Below are 20,101 nucleotides of genomic sequence, written 5' to 3' on the forward strand. Positions count from 1 at the left end.
GCTCCCGCGCGCATTTTGCGTCGCCGTAGCAACACAAAATGCACACGGGCACTTGGCCGGCTCCAGCGTCTCCTCGTGGTGGTGCGGCGCCGAAGGGGCGGGCGTGCGCTCGCCGCGTGATCACCCGGCGCAGCTGAGCCGTCCCGCAGCGTCCCTGGTTCAGACCATTGACATGTGTGAGGTGGGTTACTAGCGTGCCCTGAAACCGTATAGGAAGTTAACGGATAGGGGTTTCGGTGGCGCGGGAAGCAGGGGCGGCGCGGGACGGGAGCCCGCGGCTGCTGCGGGCGATCAACGATCGGGCCGCGATCGAGGCGATGCTGCGCCGGGGCGCGCTGACCCGGGCCGAGCTCGAAGCCGTCATCGGCCTGTCCAAGCCCGCGACCGTCGCGCTGCTCGCCCGGCTGGAGAAGGCCGGCATGGTGCGCCGAGGCAAGCTGCGCGGCGGGAATCGCGGGCCCGCCGCCCAGATGTGGTCGGTGAACGGCGCCCTCGCGCACGTCGCGGGCGTGAGCCTGACCCCCGACGAGGTCGACATCGTGATCGCCGACATCACCGGCGAGATCCGCGTGGAGCACCGCAGCGCGCTGCCGTCCGGCAACGACGCGCCGCTGGCGTTCGCCACCGCGATGACCGAGGCCGCCGCCCGCGCCGAGCTGCGCCCCGACCAGCTCGCCAAGGTCGTGATCGGCTCGCCGGGCGCGGTCGACCCGGCCACCGGGCATCTCGGCTTCGCCCCGCACCTGCCCGGCTGGGAGGGATTCGACCTGCCTGGCCGGCTGCGCGCCGAACTGGGCACCGACGTGATCGTCGACAACGACGTCAACCTGGTCGCGCTCGTGGAGATGACCGCCGGGCGGGCCCAGCAGGTCCGGGACTTCGTGCTGGTCTGGCTCAGCGACGGGCTCGGCGCCGCCGTGGTGATCGACCGCGTGCTGCACCGCGGGGTCACCGGCGGCGCGGGCGAGATCGACTGGATGCGCGCGCCCGACCGGGCCCGGCTGGACACCGGCGTGGACCGCACCGGCTCGCGGCTGGGCGGCCTGCTGAGCTACCGGTCGATCAACAAGCTCGCCCGCGCGCACGGCCTGAAGGCCCGCAACGGCGCGGCGGCCGTGCAGGCGGCGCACGCCGCGGGCGCCGCCGGGCAGGCGTTCCTCGCCGACCTGGCGCGCCGCGTCGCCACCGGCGTCGCCGGTGTCGTCAGCGTCCTCGACCCCGAACTCGTGCTGCTGACCGCCGAGATCGCGCAGGTCGGCGGTCGGCAGTTCGCCGACCTGGTCGCCGCCGAGCTGCACCGCCTCGTCGTGCCGCGCACCCCCGTGGAACCGGCGGAGTGCACCGAGCGCGCGGTGCGTGCGGGCGCCCTGCAAGTAGCCCTCGGCCTCGCCCGGGAGCAGGTCTTCGGCCTGCCCGCCACGGCGGTGGGAATCCGATCCGACCCGGAAGTCCAGTTGGAGGAGGCGCGATGAGACGGTCAACGGTCGTGAGCGGCCGTTCCGGTGAGAGCCGGAATTATCGCTCACGAGCATTAGCCGCGGCGGGAACGGCGGTGGCGGCGCTGGTCGCCGCGTCCTGCACGGCGGGCTCCACATCGGACGGTCCGCAGCCCGCGCCGGGACCGGACCAGCAGGTCACCATCACGGTGTCCAGCCAGTTCACCGATCGCGAGCTCGACGTGCTCAACCGGGTGCTCGACGGGTTCCACGCCAAGCACCCGAACATCACCATCAACAGCCAGGGCAACCAGGACGACGACAAGATCACCCAGGCCATCCGCGGCGGCAACCCGCCGGACGTGGCGCTCTCGGCGGAGACGATCAACCTCGGCCAGTTCTGCTCCAGCGGCGCCTGGCAGGACCTCGGCCCCTACCTGCAGCGCGACCAGGTCGACCTGAACCAGATCCCGAAGGTCGTCCAGGAGTACACGCAGTTCCAGGGCAAGCGCTGCGCGATGCCGCTGCTGGCCGACGTCTACGGCATGTACTACAACGCCGACCTGTTCGCCAAGGCGGGCATCACCGCGCCGCCGAAGACCACGTCCGAGCTGACCGATCTCGCCAAGCGGCTCACCGAGTTCAACCCGGACGGCTCGATCAAGGTCGCCGGCTTCCTGCCGGTGCTGACCTCGCAGGCCAACCACCCGTGGAACTGGGCGCCGCACTTCGGCGCGAGGTGGATGGACGCGCAGGGCAAGTCGGTGCTGGGCCAGGACCCGGCCTGGCAGGAGATGTACCGCTGGCAGAAGGAACTCGTCGACTTCTACGGCTGGGACAAGCTGGTGCAGTTCACCGCCGGTCTCGGCCAGCAGTACGCCGCGGACAACGCCTTCCAGCAGGGCAAGATCGCGATGATGATCGACGGCGAGTACCGCACCGGGTTCATCGAGGACGACGCGCCGAACCTGCGCTTCGGCACCGCGCCGTTCCCCGTCTCGGACAGCAAGCCCGAGCTCTACGGCACCGGCTTCGTGACCGGCACGATCATCGGCATCCCGCGCGGCGCGGAGAACGCCGGCGCGGCCTGGGAACTCATCCGCTACCTGACCACCGACACGACGGCGCTGGTGGACCTGGCCAACGGCCTGAAGAACGTGCCGACCACCACCGCGGCGCTGCACGATCCCCGGCTGGAGAGCAGCGAGCAGTACAAGACCTTCCTGGACCTGTTCGACAACCCGCACCTGGTGGCCAGCCCGCCCAGCCCGAACGGCAGCGCCTACATGAAGTCCACCGAGGACTTCTCGGTGAAGTGGCAGAGCGGCCAGGTCGCCGATCTCGGCGGGGCGTTGCGGGAACTGGACGCCCAGATCGACGCGGCCAAGGCGCTGGGCGGCGGCTGACGGCATGGTGGCGACGTTGGAACGGACGCGGCCGGGGCGGGCTGCCCCGGCCCGCGCCCGCACGGCGCGCAACCGCCTGCGGGTGCTGGGCTTCATGGCTCCGTGGATCATCGGGTTCAGCTGCTTCTTCGCGTATCCGCTGCTGGCCACGGTGTTCTTCTCGTTCACCGGCTACGACCTGCTGACCCCGCCGGAATGGGTAGGGCTGCGCAACTACGCGTACCTGCTCTTCGGAGACCCGGTGGTGCGCATCGCCGCGGTGAACACGATCTGGCTGGTCGTGGTCCTCACGGTGCTGCGCGTGGTGTTCGCGCTCGGCGTCGCCGCCGTTCTCGCCCGGGTGCGCAGCGGCGTCGGGCTGCTGCGCACCCTCTGCTACCTGCCCGCGCTCGCGCCGCCGGTGGCGGCCACGCTGGCCTTCACCTTCCTGTTCAACCCCGGCACCGGGCCGGTGAACGGGTTGCTGGGGCTGCTGGGCATCGACGGACCGCTGTGGTTCAACGACCCGGCGTGGGCCAAGCCCGCCCTGACGCTGCTCACGCTGTGGGGCAGCGGCGAGCTGATGATCATCATGCTGGCCGCGCTGCTGGACGTGCCGCAGGAGCTGCACGAGGCGGCGGCGCTGGACGGCGCGGGCCCGGCCCGCCGGTTCTGGCACATCACGCTGCCGTCGATCGCGCCGGTGCTGCTGTTCGGCGTGGTCAACTCGATCATCTTCGCGCTGCAGTACTTCACCCAGGCCGTGGTCGCCGGTTCGGTGGCGTCCGGGCAGGCGGAGGTGGTGGGCAGCAGCAAGGTCCTGGGCTACCCGGACAACGCGACGCTGACCTTCCCGGCCTGGCTCTACCAGCAGGGATTCCACTACTACAACATGGGTTACGCGGCGGCGATGGCGGTCGTGCTGTTCGTGTTCTCCCTCGGTTTCACCGCGTTGCTCATCCGCCGGATGCGCGGCGGCACCAACGCCGAGGAGGTGGGCTGATGTCGCACGGGCGGTTGTACTGGGTTGCGGTGCACAGCGTTGGGATCGCGCTCGGGCTGATGTTCTTGCTGCCGCTGGTCTTCGTGTTCCTCACCGCGGCGATGTCCGATCAGCAGGCGCTCACCGCCGACCTGTGGCCGAGGGAGTGGCACTGGGAGAACTTCGGCGAGGTCTTCACCAAGGCGCCGATGCTGCAGTACCTGGCCAACAGCCTGCTCTACTCGGTGCTGGCCACGGCTTTCATGCTGATCTCCAGCATCCCGGTGGCCTATGCGCTGGCGAAGCTGCGCTGGCGGGGCCGCAACGCCGCGTTCGTGCTGGTGATCGCGGCCATGATGCTGCCGCCGCAGGTCACCGCGGTGCCGCTGTACATCGTGTGGACCCGCTTCGAGCTCACCGGCACGATCTGGCCGCTGATCATCCCGTACCTGTTCGGCGACGCGTTCAGCATCTTCCTGCTGCGCCAGTTCTTCCTGACCATCCCGCAGTCCTATGTGGACGCCGCGAAGGTGGACGGCTGTTCCGAGTTCACCGCGATGCTGCGGGTCGTGCTGCCGATGGCGCGGCCCGGCATCGCCGCGGCGGCGCTGTTCTGCTTCCTCTACACCTGGAACGACTTCTTCGGCCCGCTGCTCTACGCCGGCGAGAGCCAGCAGTCCTGGACGCTGTCGGTGGGGCTGGCGTCGTTCCGCGGCATGCACCGGGTGGAGTGGAACCTGACGATGGCCGCGACCGTGCTGGTGATGCTGCCGGTCATCGTGCTCTTCCTGTTCGCACAACGAGCCTTCGTCCGCGGTATCACCTTCACCGGAGTCAAGGGGTAGCCAGCGATGAAACTGACCGTGGTGGGCGGCGGTTCCACCTACACGCCCGAACTCATCGACGGTCTCGCGGTCCGGCGGGAGCCGGCCATCGACGAGATCGTGCTGGTCGATCCGGACGCGGAGCGGCTGGAGGTCGTCGCCGCGTTCTGCCGCCGGCTGCTGCAGGAGGCGGGCCACCCGGCGCGGCTGCGCACCACGCCGGACGTCGTGGAAGCCGCCAGCGGGGCGTCGGCCGTGCTGTTGCAGCTGCGCGTCGGCGGCCAGGAGGCGCGCTTCGGGGACGAGACGTTCCCGCTGGACTGCGGCTGCATCGGGCAGGAGACCACCGGGGCCGGCGGCCTCGCGAAGGCGCTGCGGACCGTCCCGGTGGTGCTGGACATCGCCGAGCACGTGCGGGCCGTCGCGCCGGACGCCTGGATCGTCAACTTCACCAACCCGGTCGGCATCGTCACCCGCGCCCTGCTGGCGGAGGGGCATCGCGCGGTCGGGCTGTGCAACGTGGCGATCACCTTCAGCCGCTGGATCGCGCAGCTGCTCGACGTCACGCCCGACGCCGTCCGGCTGGAGCACACCGGCCTGAACCACCTCACCTGGGTGCGCGGGGTCCGCGTCGACGGCCGCGACGTCCTGCCTGAGCTGCTGGCCGAGCACGCCGACGCGCTGGCCGGGCACATCGGCCTGCCACCCGGCCTGATGCGACGGCTCGGCATGGTGCCGTCCTACTACCTGAAGTACTTCTACGCCCACGACGAAGTGCTGGCGCAGCAACGCAAATCCCCGCCCCGCGCGGCAGTGGTCGCCGACGTCGAACGCGATCTCCTCAAGCGGTACGCGGACCCGTCGGTGACGCGGAAGCCGGAGGAGCTGACGAAGCGCGGCGGGGCCTACTACTCGGAGGCCGCGGTGCAGCTGGTGCACGCCCTGACCGCGGGCGGCCCGGCGGAACACGTGGTGAACGTGCGCAACGACGGCGCGCTTCCGTTCCTGCCGGACGACATGGTCGTCGAAACGAACTCCACTGTGGACTCCAGGGGGGCCGGGCCGCTGCCGGTGCGGCCGGTGGAGCCCGCGCTGGCGGGGCTGATCGGCCACGTCGCCGGGTACGAGCAGCTGGCCTTGGACGCCGCGTTGCGCGGCGGCCGCGACCGGGTCGCCGACGCGCTGCTCGCGCACCCGCTGATCGGCCAGCACGCCGTCGCCGACGAGCTGGCGGACGAACTCGTCCGGCGCAACGCACCGTTCCTGCCGTGGGCCCGATGAAGCCCGCGGTGCTGGCCATCGACGGCGGCAACAGCAAGACCGACGTGCTGCTCGTCGCCGCCGACGGTTCGGTGCTGGCCGCCGTGCGCGGGCCCGGCGCATCGCCCCAGCACGTCGGCGTGCGGCGGTGCCTGGACAGCCTCGCGGACCTGGCGCGACGGGCCGCCGCCCTGGCCGGGTTGCCGACCGCAGAGCCCTTCGCGGTGCACACCGCGGCGTGCCTGGCCGGGGCCGATCTGCCCCGGGAGGAGCTCGAACTCCGCCGGGCGATCGAAGAACGCGGCTGGTCCGACTCGGCGACGGTGGACAACGACACCTTCGCGCTGCTGCGCGCCGGCACCGACGACGGCGTCGGCGTCGCGGTCGTCTGCGGTGCCGGGATCAACGCCGTCGGGGTCGCGCCCGACGGCCGGACCTCCCGGTTCCCGGCGATCGGCCGGATCTCCGGCGACTGGGGCGGCGGTGCGTTCCTCGGGCAGGAGGCGCTGTGGTGGGCGGTGCGCGCCGAAGACGGTCGCGGCGCACCGACCGAGCTGCTGCCCGCGGTGCTGGCCCACTTCGGGGCGCGCACCGCGGCGGAGGTCGTCGAGGCGCTGCACTTCGACGAACTGCCCGCGACCGCGCTGCACGGGCTGTGCCCGGTGCTTTTCGAGGTCGCCGAGGGCGGCGACGCGATCGCCTGCGAGCTGCTCGACCGGCTCGCCGAGGAGATCGGGCTGCTCGCCACCGTGACGCTGCGCCGCCTCGGACTGCTCGACGGGCCCGCGGCGGTGGTCCTCGGCGGCGGGGTGCTCGCCGGGGCCGGGCGGCGGCTGCTGCCGGACATCACGCGGCGCTGCGCGAAGGTCTCGCCGGAGGTGGAGGTCCGCGTCGTCGAGGCGCCGCCGGTGATCGGCGCGGGATTGCTCGGCCTCGACCGGATCGGCGCGGACCCGGCCGCCCTGCGCAGGCTGGCCCGGGCCGAGCCCCGGCCAGTCGGCGAAGGTGCCTGAGCACCAGTGGGTCCGCAGTTTCAATTGAAACTGCGGACCCACCGGATGCCGCGGAAGACGGGCCCTCGGACGGGCTGTGGCGGATGAGCCGGCCTGTAAGCCGGATTCTGTTCTCGGGAGCCTTGCGGCCGGCCCGGTCGGTGACCATCCATCTGGGCCTGCCGTCGCCGGCAAGCTCGGTGCGGTCTACCCGCGAACATGGGGCGAGCAGCCCTCGAACGTCCGCGCAGACGCCGCGAAGGCGTCCTCTTGACCTTGCTCCGGGTGGGGTTTACCGAGCCACCCCGGTCACCCGGGGTGCTGGTGGTCTCTTACACCACCGTTTCACCCTTACCCGGCGAAAACGCCGGGCGGTCTGTTCTCTGTGGCACTGTCCCGCGGGTCGCCCCGGGTTGCCGTTAGCAACCACCCTGCTCTGTGGAGTCCGGACTTTCCTCGACGAGATCGCTCCCGCCGCGGTCACCCGGCCGACTCATCCGCGCGTTCGAGTCTAGAGGGTCCGGAGGGCTTTCCGCGCAGGTGGTCGACGCGGAGCCGGACGCCGCGGCACAAGATCGACCCGGAAATCGGCGGATCCCCCGGGAGGGCTAACCTCTGCGTGCACGCGATGGGCGTTTTGCGAAGTTTCCCAGCGTGTGCGTTCAGTTGCGGAGGGTGACGGCGTTGGGTTCTTGAGGTCGGGGCGACCGGTGCCGGTCCGGCATCGGTTTCTCGGGAGTCCGCAGTCGCCGCGCCCCGCTTCGCGCCGCCAGCCGGCGTCCTCCTTTCTTCTCGCGCGTCGAAATCGGAACGCGCTGATCCACCGTTCGGAGCGAGCATGACGAGATTCGTGGCGCCCAGCGCCGACGAACACGACGAGATACCAGCCGAGTCACCCGCCGAAGCCGCGGCCGGGACGACCACCCGACCGGCCGGTCGGCCCTTGCGGGACGCCGCCGCGTGGCTCATCGGCGGGCTGTCGTTACTCGTCACCGTGCTGTTCCTGGTGGTCAACCTGGCCTACAACCAGTGGCACTTCATCCCGCCCGTCGACGACGCGTACATCCACCTGCAGTACGCGCGGCAGATCGGCACCGGGCACTTCCTGCAGTACAACACCGGCGACCCGATCAGCACCGGCGCGAGCAGCCTGCTCTACGTGCTGATCCTCGGCGGTGCCTACGCGCTGGGCTTGCAGGGCGGGGCCTTCCTGCCGTTCGCGATGCTGTTCGGCGCGTTGTGCATGGCGCTGACCGCCGCGCTCACCTACCGGCTCGGCACCCGGCTGGCCGGCCGCCAGGTCGGGATCTGGGCCGGGCTGCTCGTCGCGCTGAGCGGCCCGCTCGCCTGGGGCGCCACCAGCGGCATGGAGATCGCGTTCGTCGCCCTCCTGCTCGTCGCGCTGCTGCTGGTGTTCACCGCCGAGCGCGCGACGAACCGGTTCCTGTGGACGCCGCTGGTCGCGGTGGTGGCCGCGCTGACCCGGACCGAGGCGCTGCTGTTCGCCGGCGTGCTCAGCCTGGCGATGATCTGGCACGTGATCGCGCACGCCCGCGGCACCCGCGCCGCCTGGCCGCGCGTGATCGGGCGGATCGCCTGGATCGGCCTGCCGGTCTACGCCGCCGCCGGGCTCTACGCGTTCTACTGGGCGGTGACGGGTTCGGCGGAGCAGAACGGCGTGCTCGCCAAGTCGTTGCTGCACATGCCCGCGGTGTACCCGCTGGAAGTCGCGGACAAGGTGCTCAGCAACTTCCGCACCTTCCTGACCGCCTTCTCGGGACTGTCCACTCAGGACTACGTCTTCCCGGGTGCGCTGCTGCTCGCGGTGATCGGCGTGATCGGCCTGTTCCGGCGGTCCCCGCAGTGGCGCGGCCTGGCGCTGGCCGCCGGGATCGGCGTCGTGCTGGTGCTGGCCTCGGTGTCGACGCTGGAATTCGCCGACGTCCACCACATGCGCTACGTGCAGCCGCTGATGCCGATCCTGCTGCTGTTCGCCGTCGTCGGCATCCACGCCGCGGCCCAGCTGTTCACCGGCGGCGCGCGGCGCTCCGTGCTGGCCGGCGGTGTCGTGCTGGCGCTGCTGTTCACGGTCTCCCAGCTGCCCGCGTGGAGCCTGCGGCAGGCCCAGCAGGCGGCCGGCATCCGGGACCAGCAGGTGAGCATCGCCCACTGGATCAAGGGGCACCTGCCGCGCGGGGCGAACGTCGCGGTCAACGACGTCGGCGCCATCACCTACCTCTCGGACCGCTACGTGGTCGACCTGATCGGGCTGGCCACCACCGGGTTCGCCACCCCGAACCTGCACGGCGCCGGCAGCCTCTACGAGGAACTGCGGTACCTGCCGGAAGACCGGCGGCCGGACTACTTCGCCATCTTCGACTCGTGGGGCGTGCACGGCCTCGGCGAGGCCGGCCTGTTCGGCCGCGAGCTGATCACCTTCGAGCTGAAGTCGCCGACGTTCTCGCACACCACGCTCGGCGGGATGTCGGCCTGCCAGGCCGCGCGGACCTGCACCAAGGTGACCATCTACCAGGCCGACTGGAACGCGCTGGGCTCCGGCGACCAGCCGCTGCTGGCCGCCGACGGGCAGATCCGCGACCGGCTCAACGTCGCCGACCTGCGCGACGAGGAGCGGCACGACTACCAGGTCGTCCCGGCGCACCAGGGCTTCCAGCCGCGCACCCACGTCAAGACGGTCACCGGGCCCGACGGCGGCGACGTCGTCGACAGCGGCCGGCACGTCGTCGGCGGCGAGACCTTCGCCTTCCACGACCTGATCCCCGGCCGCGCGGTGACGATCACCGGCCGCGTCGACGCGACCGAGCCGCTCGGGGCCGAACCGACCGGTTCCCGCGCCGTCCAGGTCTCGGTGAACGGGGAGGTCGCGGGCGTCTGGAACTTCGATGCGGACCCGCGCGGCTGGGTCGAGAGCACCTTCGCGATCCCGGCCGCACTGGTCACCGACTCGACGCTGACCGTCGAACTGGGCCCGTTGCAGGATTTCCTCGGCCCGTACCCGGATTACCAGTCCTACGCCTACTGGGTGAGCCAGTAGCGGACTCGCGGATGCCAACGCCCCGGCCGTCGTGGCCGGGGCGTTTCGGCATTCCGGCCGGTGGAGCGTCCACAGTGCACAATCCTGCCGGGTCGCAGCGGCCGCCCTGCCCGTCGGGCGCTGTACCCGAACCGCTACCCTGAGTTGGCGCGTCAAGATCACCTTGTTTCGATCCGGCTCCGCGGCTTCACATTCGCGTGATCCGGTCGGGTGCATCATGACGCGATGTGCGGAAATCCACTGGCTCACCGAAGTCATGCACGGTGTGTTACGAAGGGGCTCGCAAGCGGGTGAACAGCCACACGAATCCAGACCAGAACCGGCCTGGTGGGCGTCCTTTTCCCGGTGATCTGCCGAAAGCGGCCTGCCCGAACGGCCTATTCGCGGCGTGACGGCGAGGGCTCCGCGACACCGTTTCCGCCACACCAGAACTCGCAACCACTACTTCTGGTGACCATGTCATGTTCTACTCGTACCTGCGTGCCGGGCCGGGCCCGGCGGGCTGAGGTACCGACCCGACGACACTCCGCGCAATCAGGGGTAAAGAGATGACCGCCATGCCGCTGGAAACACTGGCGCAACTGGACGTACTGGCACAGCAGACGCAGGTGGGCACCGGAGGCATTCAGAGCTGGATCCTCGAGAACCTGCTGCCGCTCCTGCTGCTCACCGTCGCGGTCCTGCTGCTTTGGCTGGGCGGCGGCAAGGGCGACAACGCGGGCGTCATGCGCCGCGTCGGCGGGGTGATCGTCGCGCTCGCGATCATCGGCCTGGCGGTGAACGGGGCGGGCGTGAACATCGGCACGTTCATCGCGGGCCTGTTCAGCACCACCGGCGGGTGATCCGGCGTGCGAATACGGACCGACGACGAGATCTACCGGGTCGACGCGGTCTGGCTCGGCCCGCCCAAGGCGACCTTCCCGTGGCGCGCCCGCTACGTCGCCTGGGGCGTGGGCCTCGTGGTGTTCCTGCTCGTGCTCGCCGTGGAACGCCGGATGAACATCGGCTTCGACTTCTTCTCCACCGCGTGGGCCGTGATCATCACGATCGTCATGACCCGGATCATCTGCTCCCGGATCGGGCACGAACGACCGCTGGGCGCGGTGCTGGTGATGTGGCTGCGCGAACTCACCGCACCCCGGGAGAAGACGTCCGGCACGGGCGGAGCCGCCAGCGCCGCCCGGATCAAGGTGCGGACGCAGCGGCCTCGGCCCAAGAAGTCCAAGCGGGGACGCCCGGTGCCGCAGCAGCGGCCCGCCCGGCCCAGGCAGCAGCCGGCCGCCCGCAGCACGGTTCCCAGCAGGCGCACGCGTAGCAAGGAGGTTCGCGGTGTTCGGTCGCCGGCCAGGCCGTGAGCGCAACACGCACCAGGTTCCGGGTCCCCGCGGCTCGAACGGCAAGGTCCGCAGCGCGAAGGGCAAGCCGGGCAAACGCGGCCGCGGGCCCGGCGACGAGCAGTCGATCCCGAACTACACGCCGTCGATCGCCGCGCGGTCCATCGACGGCCACCTGCTGCGCACCGGTCAGGACGTGTTCGCCTGGTACCGGCTCTCGCCGCAGCGCTGGTCCTTCCGCTCCGACTCGCAGCGCCAGGACCTGATCGCGGCGATCGCCGGTCAGTACGCCGAGCTGCAGGGCCGCTGGATGCACCTGCGCGTGACCAACCGGCCGTACCCGATCCGGATGTGGGCCGAGGCGCACGTGCACAACTCGCGCTACCCGCTGCCGGACACGCCCGGCGCGCTGTCCTTCGACGACTACATGGTCGGCGAGCAGCAGCAGCTGATGGGCCGCTCGATGGCGGAGAAAGAGGTCTACCTGGGAGTCCAGGTGCAGACCCGCAACGTGGTGGACCGTGCCGTGGAGCGCGCCGCGCCGCTGCTGCGCCGGGTGTTCCCGGAGGCGGTGGACGCCGAACTCGTCGCGCTGGACAGCGAGGTCGAGCACCTGGACCAGGTGATCGGCTCGGCCGGGCTGGACGGGCGCCCGGTGACCGCCGAGGAGATCTCCTGGCTGATGCACCGCTCGTGCTCGCTGGGACTGCCCGCGCCCCGCAACCTGCCCGCGGTGCCCGGCGCGCCGTGGGAACCCGAAGACCTCGCGTCCTTCACCGACGCCTCCGACATGCACCAGGACCCGTACGCGCCGACGGTGACCGTGCGCGGCCGCACCGGCTCGAACGCGGGCGTCACCCGCCACCTCGCGGTGCTCACCGTCGGGCAGACGCACGGCCTGCAGATCCCGGAGATCGACGACCCGTGGGTGCAGCACTCCGACCGGCTGCCCGCGCCGGTCGAGTGGTCCGCGCGGATCTACGTGCGCCGCCCCGAGGACGTCGGCGGCGAGCTGCAGCGGCAGATGAACAAGGTGCGCTCCCAGGTCCGGCACTACACCGAGGAGCACGGCCTGGAGCCGCCGACCTCGCTGGCCCGGCAGGCGGGCCGGGTGCTCGAGGTCGACGACGAGATGACCTCCGGCTTCACCGCGCTGGCCACCCGCGTCAAGTCCTGGTGGCGGCTGGCGGTGTCCGGTCCCACCGAGCGGGACGCGCTGCGGCTGGCGCAGCAGATCCTCGACCTCTACAAGCCCAAGATCGGCATAGAGCACCCCGAAGCGCAGTACGCGATGGCGCGCGAGTTCATCCCGGGCGAGCCACTGGCCAACAGCGCCTACCTGCGCCGCGGCTCGGTGGTCTGGGCGGCGTCCGCGGTGCCGCAGGCGACCGCGGAGGTCGGCGACCGGCGCGGCGCCCTGCTCGGCGAGACCTGCACCGCGACCCGGCGCCCGGTGGCCTGGGACCCGTGGATGGCGCAGGAGATCCGCGACGCCTCCGGCCTGACCGCGATGGTCGCCGGGCTCGGCGGCGGGAAGTCCTTCCTGGGCGGCGGAATCGTCTACAAGACGCTGCGCTCCGGCGCGCACTGGACGCTGCTGGACCCGTCCGGCCCGCTCGCGGAGCTGTGCACGCTGCCCGAGCTGCGGCCCTACGCCCGGCCGATCAACCTGCTCAACGCCCAGCCCGGCATCCTCAACCCGTACCGGGTGGTGGCCGAACCGGACCTGGAGCACTTCGTCGACGAGGAGGATCCGGAACGCAGCTGGCGCCGCGAACGCGCGCTGGCCGCGGCCACCCGGCGCCGCCTGGTGCTCGACGTGCTGACCGGCCTGCTGCCGTACGAGGTGGCGAGGCTGCCGCAGACCCGGATCGTGCTGCTGCGCGCGGTCCGCGCCGTCGGCGGGCGGCCGGACGCCCACCCGGGCATGGTCTTCGAGGCGCTGCGCCGCGACGCGAGCGAGCACCACGAGCACGCGGTGGTGGTGGCCGACTTCCTCGACGAGATCCGGGAACGGATGTCGCTGCTGATCCCCGAGGTCAACGCCGACCCGTACTCGGAGCGGCGCGAGGACCGGCTCACGGTGCTGACCATGGCCGGCCTGACGCTGCCGAAGGACGGCGTCGGCCGGGAGCACTGGACCGACGCGGAGGCGCTCGGCGTCGAGATGCTCAACCTGGCCGCCTGGCTGACGCAGCGGTCGATCTACGAGCGGCCCAAGAACGAGCGCAAGGGCGTGTGGATCGACGAGGCGTTCTTCCTCTCCGAGGTGCCGACCGGCCGCGTGCTGATGAACCGGTTCGCCCGCGACTCCCGGAAGTGGAACGTCCGGGTCCTGCTGTCCAGCCAGATCCCGGCCGACTTCCTGCGCATCCAGGGCTTCGTGTCGCTGCTGGACTCGGTGTTCATCGGCCGGCTGGACGACGAGCAGGCGCAGGCCGACGCGCTGCGGCTGCTCAAGGTGCCGGTCGGCGCCGGGTACGAGCAGGTGGTGGCGGCGCTCGGCCGCCGGCCTGGCCCGGCCCGCAACGCCACCGAGCGCGACCGCTCGCCGCGCCAGTTCATCTTCGGCGACGGCGCCGGCGGCGTGGAGAAGATCCGCATCGACTTCTCCGGCCCCCACCTGGAGCACCTGCGCGACGCGCTGGACACCACGCCGGCCGCCGAGGACTACGCCGAGCACCGGTCCCTGGCGCCCGCCGCCGACGGGGCGAACTCCGACTCCGGCGTCCCCGCGCTGGGGTCGGGCGACGAATACCCGGACGACTACGAATCGTTCGACGAGTTCGAGCTCGAAACGGTCGGCATCGGCTACGCCGAGGACGGCAGCGAGCGCTCGACCGGCCGCCCGGGCGAGCGGGGTGGGGAAGACGCGCGGTGAACGGCCAGATCAGCGGCGCTGCGCTCGCGACCGCGCTGTTCGCGCTGGTGGTCGCGGTGCTGTTCCGCCGCCACCGGAAGCGGCGTGAGCGGCTCGCCGCGGGAGTTTCGAAGCGCCGCGCGTTCGCGCTCGTCGCCGGGCTGATCGCCATCCAGGCGCTGATCGGGGCCCCGGCCTGGGGTCAGGGCCTGGACTGCAAGGAAGCGCCGAACCCGGAGCGCCCCGGCTCGGGCATGGTCGGCGCGCTGGACCCGGGCTCACTTGGCACCGGGTATCCGGGCAGTGCCTACAACGAGGTCGGCTACGCAGGGCTGGTCTGGCACACCTACGACCTCGGCTGCGGCCCGCAGGGCGTGACGAACCCGAACGCGCTGGTCGACACGTGGCTCGGCAACGAGATGTTCAACATCGCCAAGAACCTCGTCGGCGCCACCAACGGCCTGCACTACGCGCTGCTCGACCGCGACCTGATGACCCCGCTGGACGACGTCATCGCCACCGGCACCGTCGCGCTCTACGACAGCGTGTTCACCCCGTGGTTCGGGCTGGTCGCGCTGGTGCTGGCGATAGTGCTGTTCCGCTACATCTGGTCGGGCGACCTGGCCTCCATCGGCAAGCGCGGCATGTGGGCGCTGGCCGGGCTCTGGTTCGCCTCCGCGACCTACTTGACCCCGCTGGTCTACACGCACGCGCTGGACGACGTGGTGATCAAGGGGACGTCGGCGGTGCAGGCCGGGTTCCTCCGGGAAGTCGGTGTCGATGAGCGGCATGCGCTGCCCACCCTGCTGCACGACCAGGTCGTCTACCGCAACTGGCTGCGCGGAGAATTCGGCTCGCCCGATTCGCCTCAGGCCAAGGAACTCGGCCGGGAACTGCTGCGGGCCCAGGCGTGGAGCAGGCAGGAGGCCGACGCCGGAGCCGATGAAGGCTCTCCGGAGCCGAAGAAGCAGGCGTTCAAGGACGTCGCCGGGAAGATGGGCAGCTCCTACGGCTACTTCCAGGGCGTTGACGGCAGCCGGGTCGGCGCCGGGGTGCTGGCGCTGGTGCAGGGCTTCTCCTACGCGGCGTTCCAGCTGCTGGCCAAGGCGACGATCCTGCTCGCCCAAGTGCTGTTGCGGGTGCTGATCCTGGCCGGGCCGCTGATCGGCCTGGTGGCGTTGATCTACCACCAGGTGTTGCGCACCATCGGCCGCGTCGCCGGCGCGGCATTGCTCAACGTGGTGATGATCTCCGCGCTGGCCGGGTTGCACACCCTCGTCCTGACCTGGGTTTTCGACCCGCTGCGCAACTTCTCGGCGCTGACCCAGATCCTGCTGGCCGCACTGGTGACGATCGTGTTCCTGCTGGTCGCCAAGCCCGTGCGGCGGATCGGCCAGATGGTCCAGCTGTCGGTGGGCACCGTCAGCCGCGCCGTGCCGCGCGCCCCGCAGGGCTTGTTCTCGCGATTCCGCGGGCGCCCCAAGCAGGACGAAGAGGGCGGCAACTTCTGGGACCAGGTCCGCGACATGGATCCCGACGAGGAATCCGGGACGCCGCAGCGCGGCCGCTGGCGGAGCCGGCCGGAGGCGCAGCACATGTCGGTCGCGACCGCGCAGCGGTTGGACCGCGACGCGCCGGCGGCAGTCGCGTCGGGCGCGAGCGCCGCTCTGCCCATCGGAGGCGCGGTGCGCCGACCGGGTGGTGCGGCGGCGCTGCCGGAGGCCCGGAGCACGAGCCGAGTCGTCGATACCAACCCGGTGGCGGATGCCAAATGGGATGGGATCGACGAAGATCCGGTGCTGATCCCGTCGCGCACGGCGGGCTCCCCGGTGCCCGGCCCAGCGGCGGAGCCGCCGGGACCGCGCCGAGCGGAGATGGAGGTCGTGGCCGGACGTCCGGTCTACGTGGTCTACCGGCCGTCCCGAGGCCTGGAGGTCGCAGATGGCTGAGGAATTGTCGACGGGCTCGTCTTCCGTGGCGGTGCGAGTTGCGTAGGCGGGCCGAGCGGCTTCGCCGCTTCGAAGGTGGCACCTGGCGCAAGAGGGGGAGCTGATGCCGATCCGCACGCACCGCGGGCGGGCCGCGGTATACCGCAGGTTGTGGGGCTGGCCGCTGCGCTCCCCGAAGCACCTGGTGGGCGCGGTGGTCGCGCTCGCCGCGGTGGCCACGGTCGTCGGCTACCTGCTGCCCGAGCCGGCGCCGAGCACGAACATGGCCGCCTCCCGCACCAGGGCCGCCGAGCACTCGGCGGTGGTGCCGCCGCCGACCCGGACGAAGGCGCCGCCGACGATCTCGGTGCCGCAGGCCGCCCCGACGCCCGTCGCCCCGGACCCGGCCGGGCTGGTCGTCGTGGAGCAGTGGGGCAAGGCGTGGGTGGACCACCCCGTCGGCGCCGACCGCCAGCAGTGGCTGGCCAAGCTCCGCCCGTACACCACCGACGAGTTCCTCACCGAGATGTCGTCGGTGGACCCGAGCAACGCGGGCAACGTGATCACCGGCGCGGCCAGTGCGGTCAGCTCCACCTCGGGCTCGATGGTGGTGCGGCTGCCGACCGACATCGGCGCGCTGGCGGTGACCGTGAACAAGACCCCGGCCGGTTGGCGAGTCGCCCAGTACGACAAGGAAGGCTGACATGCGGAAGCTCGTGGTTGCGGTCGTCGTGCTCGCGGGTTTCGCAGGTCTGATCGGCGTCGGCGCGGTGACCGCACTGCTGGTCGGCAGCGGCGGTCGCGGCGCCGGCTGGTCGAATTGCAGCGCCGACCTGGGGCCGTGGGGCGACGGTCAGGGGCGCGGGGAGCGGGACGCCTCGACGCTCACCGACGAGTCGGTCGGCATCGCCCAGCGCATCATCGAGATCGGCAAGCAGCGCGGCCTGCCGCCGCGGGCCTGGCAGATCGCCATCCAGGCGGGCAAGACCGAGTCGAACCTGGCGAACCTGTTCCACGGCGACCGGGACTCGCTGGGCATCTTCCAGATGCGGCCGTCCATGGGCTGGGGCACGGTGCAGCAGGTCACCGACGTGGACTACCAGATCAACAAGTTCTACGACGTGCTGCTCGAGGTGCCCGGCTGGGAGGAGATGCGGCCCGGCGAGGCCGCTCAGCGGGTGGAGCGCTCGGCGTTCCCGCTGCGCTACCACAAGTGGGAGCCGATGGCGGCGCACCTGGTGAGCGTGGAGGGCGACGTCGAGGGCATCAGCGCCTGCGACGACCTGCCCAGCGCGGGAGTGCTCGCCGATCAGGCCATCAAGTACGCCCAGACCCAGCTCGGCAAGCCGTACGTGTGGGGCGCGGCGGGGCCGAACTCCTTCGACTGCTCGGGCCTGACGCAGCAGGCGTGGAAGGCGGCCGGGGTGGAGATCCCGAAGTACTCGCAGACGCAGTACTTCCAGGGCGGCGTGCACGTGCCGCTGGCCCAGGCGCAGCCCGGTGACCTGGTGTTCTGGGGCTACGGCCGGGACCCGAAGGGCATCCACCACGTGGCGCTCTACCTGGGCGACAACGAGGTCCTGCACGCGCCGCAGCCCGGCGAATCGGTCGAGGTGACGAAGCTGTGGGACGGCGGTCAGCTGCTGCCCACGGTGGTGCGCCCGGCCACCGATCCACCGCCGGCGGCCCAGACCGCGCCGCCGTCGACCGCGCCGGTTCCGCCTGCCGACGCGCCTGCACCGCCTGCCGACACGCCGTCGACGGGCGTGCAAGCTCCTGCCGCCGGGGGTGCGCGGTAGGTAAGAATGGCGGCGGCCTGCTGACCTTCGGAAAGGGTTGACCATGTTCACACCAGACCCGATTCCGCGGCCGTCCGGTCCGCCCGCGTCGAGCACTCCGCTCGGGGACTACCTGGCCCGGCCCCTGCCCGGCGTGGACGCCGGGTACGCGGTGCTGCCGCGATCGCTGGCCGAGGCGATGCCGCTGCCGTGGCAGCACCAGATGAGCAACCTGCTGGCGGAGTTCCACCAGGCGTTCGGGCACCTGCAGTGGCCGGTGTACCGGGTGGTCCCGTCCCGCTACGAGCGGCTGGTGGACCTCGACGACGACCAGCTCGCCGAGGTCGGGTGCACCGTCGAGGTCGACGACAACGGCGAGCTGGAGTACCGGATGCGGGACGGGCGCCGCATCAACAACCCGGAGACGCACCAGGTGCTGGTGTCTTGCCTGGACCCGATCCCGCGGCAGACTCCCGGCGGCTCGCAGCCGACTCCGGCGGCGCCGCCCCCGCCGGCCTGGTGAGGTTGGGACATACCGGTCGTGTCGCCGCCTGGCGCGTGACAGGTGCGCGCCGTCGTGCGAGGCTCGATGCATGGGGCGCGGAAGTTGGTACTTCTGTTTGACGCATCGGCAGGTCGAGCCGAAGGCGGGTTGCCGGGCTGCGGAGCGCCTGGGGCCGTACCCGGACCGGGAGACCGCGGCTCGCGCGCTCGAGATAGCCGAAGAGCGGACCAAGGAGGCCGACGAGGCCGACCAGCGCTGGAACAGCGAGGACTGAGCTCGTGGCGGCGGCGGGGACCTCACCGGGTGGCACCGGAGTTGCCGCCGCCTTACCGACCGGCCGAAGTAGGCCGGATCTGGGCTCGGACTTCTCGGCGATCCGCGCCGAACTGGGGTTGCCCGTCGACTACCCGACCGCCGCGCTGGCCGAGGTGGAGCAGACCGTCGCGCAGCAGGTGCCGACCGGCGCGCGGGTGGACGCCACCGACCTCCCGCTGGTGACCGTCGATCCGCCCGGCGCGAAGGACCTCGACCAGGCGGTGCTGGTCCGGCGGCGGCACGGCGGCTACCGGATCCACTACGCGATCGCCGACGTGGCCGCGTTCGTGGTGCCCGGCGGCGCGCTGGACGTGGAGGCGCGGCGGCGCGGGCAGACGCTCTACCTGCCGGACGGCAACATCCCGCTGCACCCGACGCGGCTGTCCGAAGACGCCGCGAGCCTGCTGCCGGATCAGGTGCGAGCGGCGGTGCTGTGGACGATCGACCTGGATTCCGACGGTCTGCCGGTGCGCGTGGACGTCCGGCGGGCGCTGGTGCGGTCGGTCGCGCAGCTGGACTACGACGGGGTGCAGCGCTCGCTGCGGCTCGGCGTCCCGCATCCGTCCATCGAGCTGCTGCCGGAGGTCGGGCGGCTGCGCCGGGAGCAGGCGGTGCTGCGCGGCGCGATCGAACTCGGCCTGCCCGAGCAGCAGGTGGAATCCGACGGGGGCGGCGGGTGGCGGCTGGTGTTGCGGCCGCGGCTCGTGGTCGAGGCGTGGAACGCCGAGATCTCGCTGCTCACCGGCATGTGCGCGGCGGAGATGATGCTGTCGGCCGGGATAGGCGTGCTGCGCACGGTGCCCGATCCGGAGCCGGAAACGGTGGCCGGGCTGCGCCGGTCGGCGACCCGGCTCGGCGTGCACTGGCCGGTGGACACGCCGCCCGCGGCCGCGCTCGCCGGGCTCGACCCGATCCGCCCGGAGGCGCTGGCCGTGCACGTGGCGGCGACCCGCCTGCTTCGCGGCGCCGGCTACACCGCCTTCGGCGACGGGGCGCCGGCCAAGGCCAACCACGCGGGCATCGGAGCCTCGTACGCGCACGTCACGGCCCCGCTGCGGCGACTGGTCGACCGCTACAGCGCCGAGGTCTGCCTGGCGGTGGCATCGGACCGGGAAGTACCGGAGTGGGTGCACGAGGCGCTGGCCGGGCTGCCTTCGGCGATGGGCAGCTCCGACCGGGTGGCCGGGCAGGTGGAGCGGGCCTGCATCGCGCAGGCGCAGGCCTGGTCGCTGGCGTCGCGGGTCGGCGAGGAGTTCGCCGCGACGGTGCTGCGGGTGCCCAACGGCACGGCCGGCGAGGTGTTCGTGGCCGATCCGCCGGTCATCGCGCGGTGCAGCGGCACCGGCCTCGGCGAGGGCCAGCAGGTCCGGGTGCGGCTCGTGGAGGCCGATCCGGTGCGCCGCGACGTCGCGTTCGAAGTGGCTTGACCCACACCCCGTGGCGAATT

Annotated in this window: 16 protein-coding genes and 1 other RNA gene; 16 read left to right on the forward strand and 1 reads right to left on the reverse strand. The window is 71.7% G+C overall.

Features of this window, described 5'->3' with window-relative positions; translation table 11 throughout:
* Positions 1-236 precede the first annotated feature (236 nt).
* The 6 genes from AB0H93_RS35395 (at position 237) to AB0H93_RS35420 (ending at position 6,900) form a co-directional block, all read left to right on the forward strand.
* The gene (locus AB0H93_RS35395) at positions 237-1,472 is read left to right on the forward strand and encodes an ROK family transcriptional regulator (protein ID WP_358579130.1); all 1,236 of its coding nucleotides are present in this window, start codon (positions 237-239) and stop codon (positions 1,470-1,472) included.
* Positions 1,469-2,842 (forward strand): ABC transporter substrate-binding protein, encoded by a 1,374-nt coding sequence (locus AB0H93_RS35400; protein WP_358579132.1) that lies wholly within the window; start codon positions 1,469-1,471, stop codon positions 2,840-2,842. The genes AB0H93_RS35395 and AB0H93_RS35400 overlap by 4 nt, the downstream gene beginning before the upstream one ends.
* A gap of 94 nt (positions 2,843-2,936) precedes the next feature.
* Complete coding sequence (locus AB0H93_RS35405; protein WP_245761528.1) at positions 2,937-3,824, forward strand: sugar ABC transporter permease; 888 nt, start codon at positions 2,937-2,939, stop codon at positions 3,822-3,824.
* Positions 3,824-4,648 (forward strand): carbohydrate ABC transporter permease, encoded by an 825-nt coding sequence (locus AB0H93_RS35410; protein WP_093272933.1) that lies wholly within the window; start codon positions 3,824-3,826, stop codon positions 4,646-4,648. Before AB0H93_RS35405 ends, AB0H93_RS35410 begins: the two co-directional genes overlap by 1 nt.
* 6 nt (positions 4,649-4,654) lie before the next feature.
* Positions 4,655-5,908, forward strand: coding sequence for a 6-phospho-beta-glucosidase (locus tag AB0H93_RS35415; RefSeq protein WP_358579134.1), 1,254 nt, complete (start codon positions 4,655-4,657; stop codon positions 5,906-5,908).
* Positions 5,905-6,900, forward strand: a complete 996-nt coding sequence (locus tag AB0H93_RS35420) for a BadF/BadG/BcrA/BcrD ATPase family protein (RefSeq protein WP_358579246.1) — start codon at positions 5,905-5,907, stop codon at positions 6,898-6,900. Before AB0H93_RS35415 ends, AB0H93_RS35420 begins: the two co-directional genes overlap by 4 nt.
* Before the next feature lie 80 nt (positions 6,901-6,980).
* On the opposite strand, the gene rnpB is transcribed toward AB0H93_RS35420, so the two are convergent.
* Positions 6,981-7,375: RNase P RNA component class A (gene rnpB, locus AB0H93_RS35425), an RNA gene on the reverse strand.
* A 342-nt stretch (positions 7,376-7,717) separates the two neighbouring features.
* Here rnpB and AB0H93_RS35430 point away from each other — a divergent pair.
* The 10 genes from AB0H93_RS35430 to AB0H93_RS35475 all read left to right on the forward strand — a co-directional run bounded on the left by AB0H93_RS35430 (position 7,718) and on the right by AB0H93_RS35475 (position 20,081).
* Positions 7,718-9,934 carry a hypothetical protein gene (locus AB0H93_RS35430; RefSeq protein WP_358579136.1) on the forward strand — a complete coding sequence of 739 codons (2,217 nt, stop codon included), beginning with the start codon at positions 7,718-7,720 and terminating at the stop codon, positions 9,932-9,934.
* Positions 9,935-10,482: 548 nt separating this feature from the next.
* Complete coding sequence (locus tag AB0H93_RS35435) at positions 10,483-10,776, forward strand: hypothetical protein (RefSeq protein ID WP_132488124.1); 294 nt, start codon at positions 10,483-10,485, stop codon at positions 10,774-10,776.
* Positions 10,777-10,782: 6 nt separating this feature from the next.
* Positions 10,783-11,289, forward strand: a complete 507-nt coding sequence (locus AB0H93_RS35440) for a hypothetical protein (RefSeq protein WP_358579139.1) — start codon at positions 10,783-10,785, stop codon at positions 11,287-11,289.
* On the forward strand, positions 11,264-14,149 hold the full coding sequence (locus AB0H93_RS35445) for an ATP-binding protein (RefSeq protein WP_358579142.1): 2,886 nt from the start codon (positions 11,264-11,266) through the stop codon (positions 14,147-14,149). The genes AB0H93_RS35440 and AB0H93_RS35445 overlap by 26 nt, the downstream gene beginning before the upstream one ends.
* Positions 14,146-16,077 carry a hypothetical protein gene (locus AB0H93_RS35450; RefSeq protein ID WP_358579145.1) on the forward strand — a complete coding sequence of 644 codons (1,932 nt, stop codon included), beginning with the start codon at positions 14,146-14,148 and terminating at the stop codon, positions 16,075-16,077. Before AB0H93_RS35445 ends, AB0H93_RS35450 begins: the two co-directional genes overlap by 4 nt.
* Positions 16,078-16,180: 103 nt before the next feature.
* The gene (locus AB0H93_RS35455; RefSeq protein ID WP_358579148.1) at positions 16,181-16,759 is read left to right on the forward strand and encodes a hypothetical protein; all 579 of its coding nucleotides are present in this window, start codon (positions 16,181-16,183) and stop codon (positions 16,757-16,759) included.
* Position 16,760: 1 nt separating this feature from the next.
* On the forward strand, positions 16,761-17,855 hold the full coding sequence (locus tag AB0H93_RS35460) for a C40 family peptidase (protein WP_358579151.1): 1,095 nt from the start codon (positions 16,761-16,763) through the stop codon (positions 17,853-17,855).
* 43 nt (positions 17,856-17,898) lie between these two features.
* Positions 17,899-18,357 carry a hypothetical protein gene (locus tag AB0H93_RS35465; protein ID WP_358579153.1) on the forward strand — a complete coding sequence of 153 codons (459 nt, stop codon included), beginning with the start codon at positions 17,899-17,901 and terminating at the stop codon, positions 18,355-18,357.
* Positions 18,358-18,454: 97 nt separating this feature from the next.
* Positions 18,455-18,613 (forward strand): hypothetical protein, encoded by a 159-nt coding sequence (locus tag AB0H93_RS35470; protein ID WP_358579156.1) that lies wholly within the window; start codon positions 18,455-18,457, stop codon positions 18,611-18,613.
* Between the two features lie 4 nt (positions 18,614-18,617).
* Positions 18,618-20,081 (forward strand): RNB domain-containing ribonuclease, encoded by a 1,464-nt coding sequence (locus AB0H93_RS35475; RefSeq protein WP_358579158.1) that lies wholly within the window; start codon positions 18,618-18,620, stop codon positions 20,079-20,081.
* Positions 20,082-20,101 lie beyond the last annotated feature (20 nt).

Source organism: Saccharopolyspora sp. NPDC050642, from assembly GCF_040654735.1.
GTDB classification, from domain to species: domain Bacteria; phylum Actinomycetota; class Actinomycetes; order Mycobacteriales; family Pseudonocardiaceae; genus Saccharopolyspora; species Saccharopolyspora elongata.

Bases quoted from the DNA above. Each gene is read 5' to 3' on its own strand.
- AB0H93_RS35420 (WP_358579246.1), top strand. From the start codon at position 5,905: ATGAAGCCCGCGGTGCTGGCCATCGACGGCGGCAACAGCAAGACCGAC.
- AB0H93_RS35430 (WP_358579136.1), top strand. From the start codon at position 7,718: ATGACGAGATTCGTGGCGCCCAGCGCCGACGAACACGACGAGATACCA.
- AB0H93_RS35465 (WP_358579153.1), top strand. From the start codon at position 17,899: ATGTTCACACCAGACCCGATTCCGCGGCCGTCCGGTCCGCCCGCGTCG.
- AB0H93_RS35455 (WP_358579148.1), top strand. From the start codon at position 16,181: ATGCCGATCCGCACGCACCGCGGGCGGGCCGCGGTATACCGCAGGTTG.
- AB0H93_RS35460 (WP_358579151.1), top strand. From the start codon at position 16,761: ATGCGGAAGCTCGTGGTTGCGGTCGTCGTGCTCGCGGGTTTCGCAGGT.
- AB0H93_RS35435 (WP_132488124.1), top strand. From the start codon at position 10,483: ATGACCGCCATGCCGCTGGAAACACTGGCGCAACTGGACGTACTGGCA.
- AB0H93_RS35410 (WP_093272933.1), top strand. From the start codon at position 3,824: ATGTCGCACGGGCGGTTGTACTGGGTTGCGGTGCACAGCGTTGGGATC.
- AB0H93_RS35405 (WP_245761528.1), top strand. From the start codon at position 2,937: ATGGCTCCGTGGATCATCGGGTTCAGCTGCTTCTTCGCGTATCCGCTG.
- AB0H93_RS35415 (WP_358579134.1), top strand. From the start codon at position 4,655: ATGAAACTGACCGTGGTGGGCGGCGGTTCCACCTACACGCCCGAACTC.
- AB0H93_RS35400 (WP_358579132.1), top strand. From the start codon at position 1,469: ATGAGACGGTCAACGGTCGTGAGCGGCCGTTCCGGTGAGAGCCGGAAT.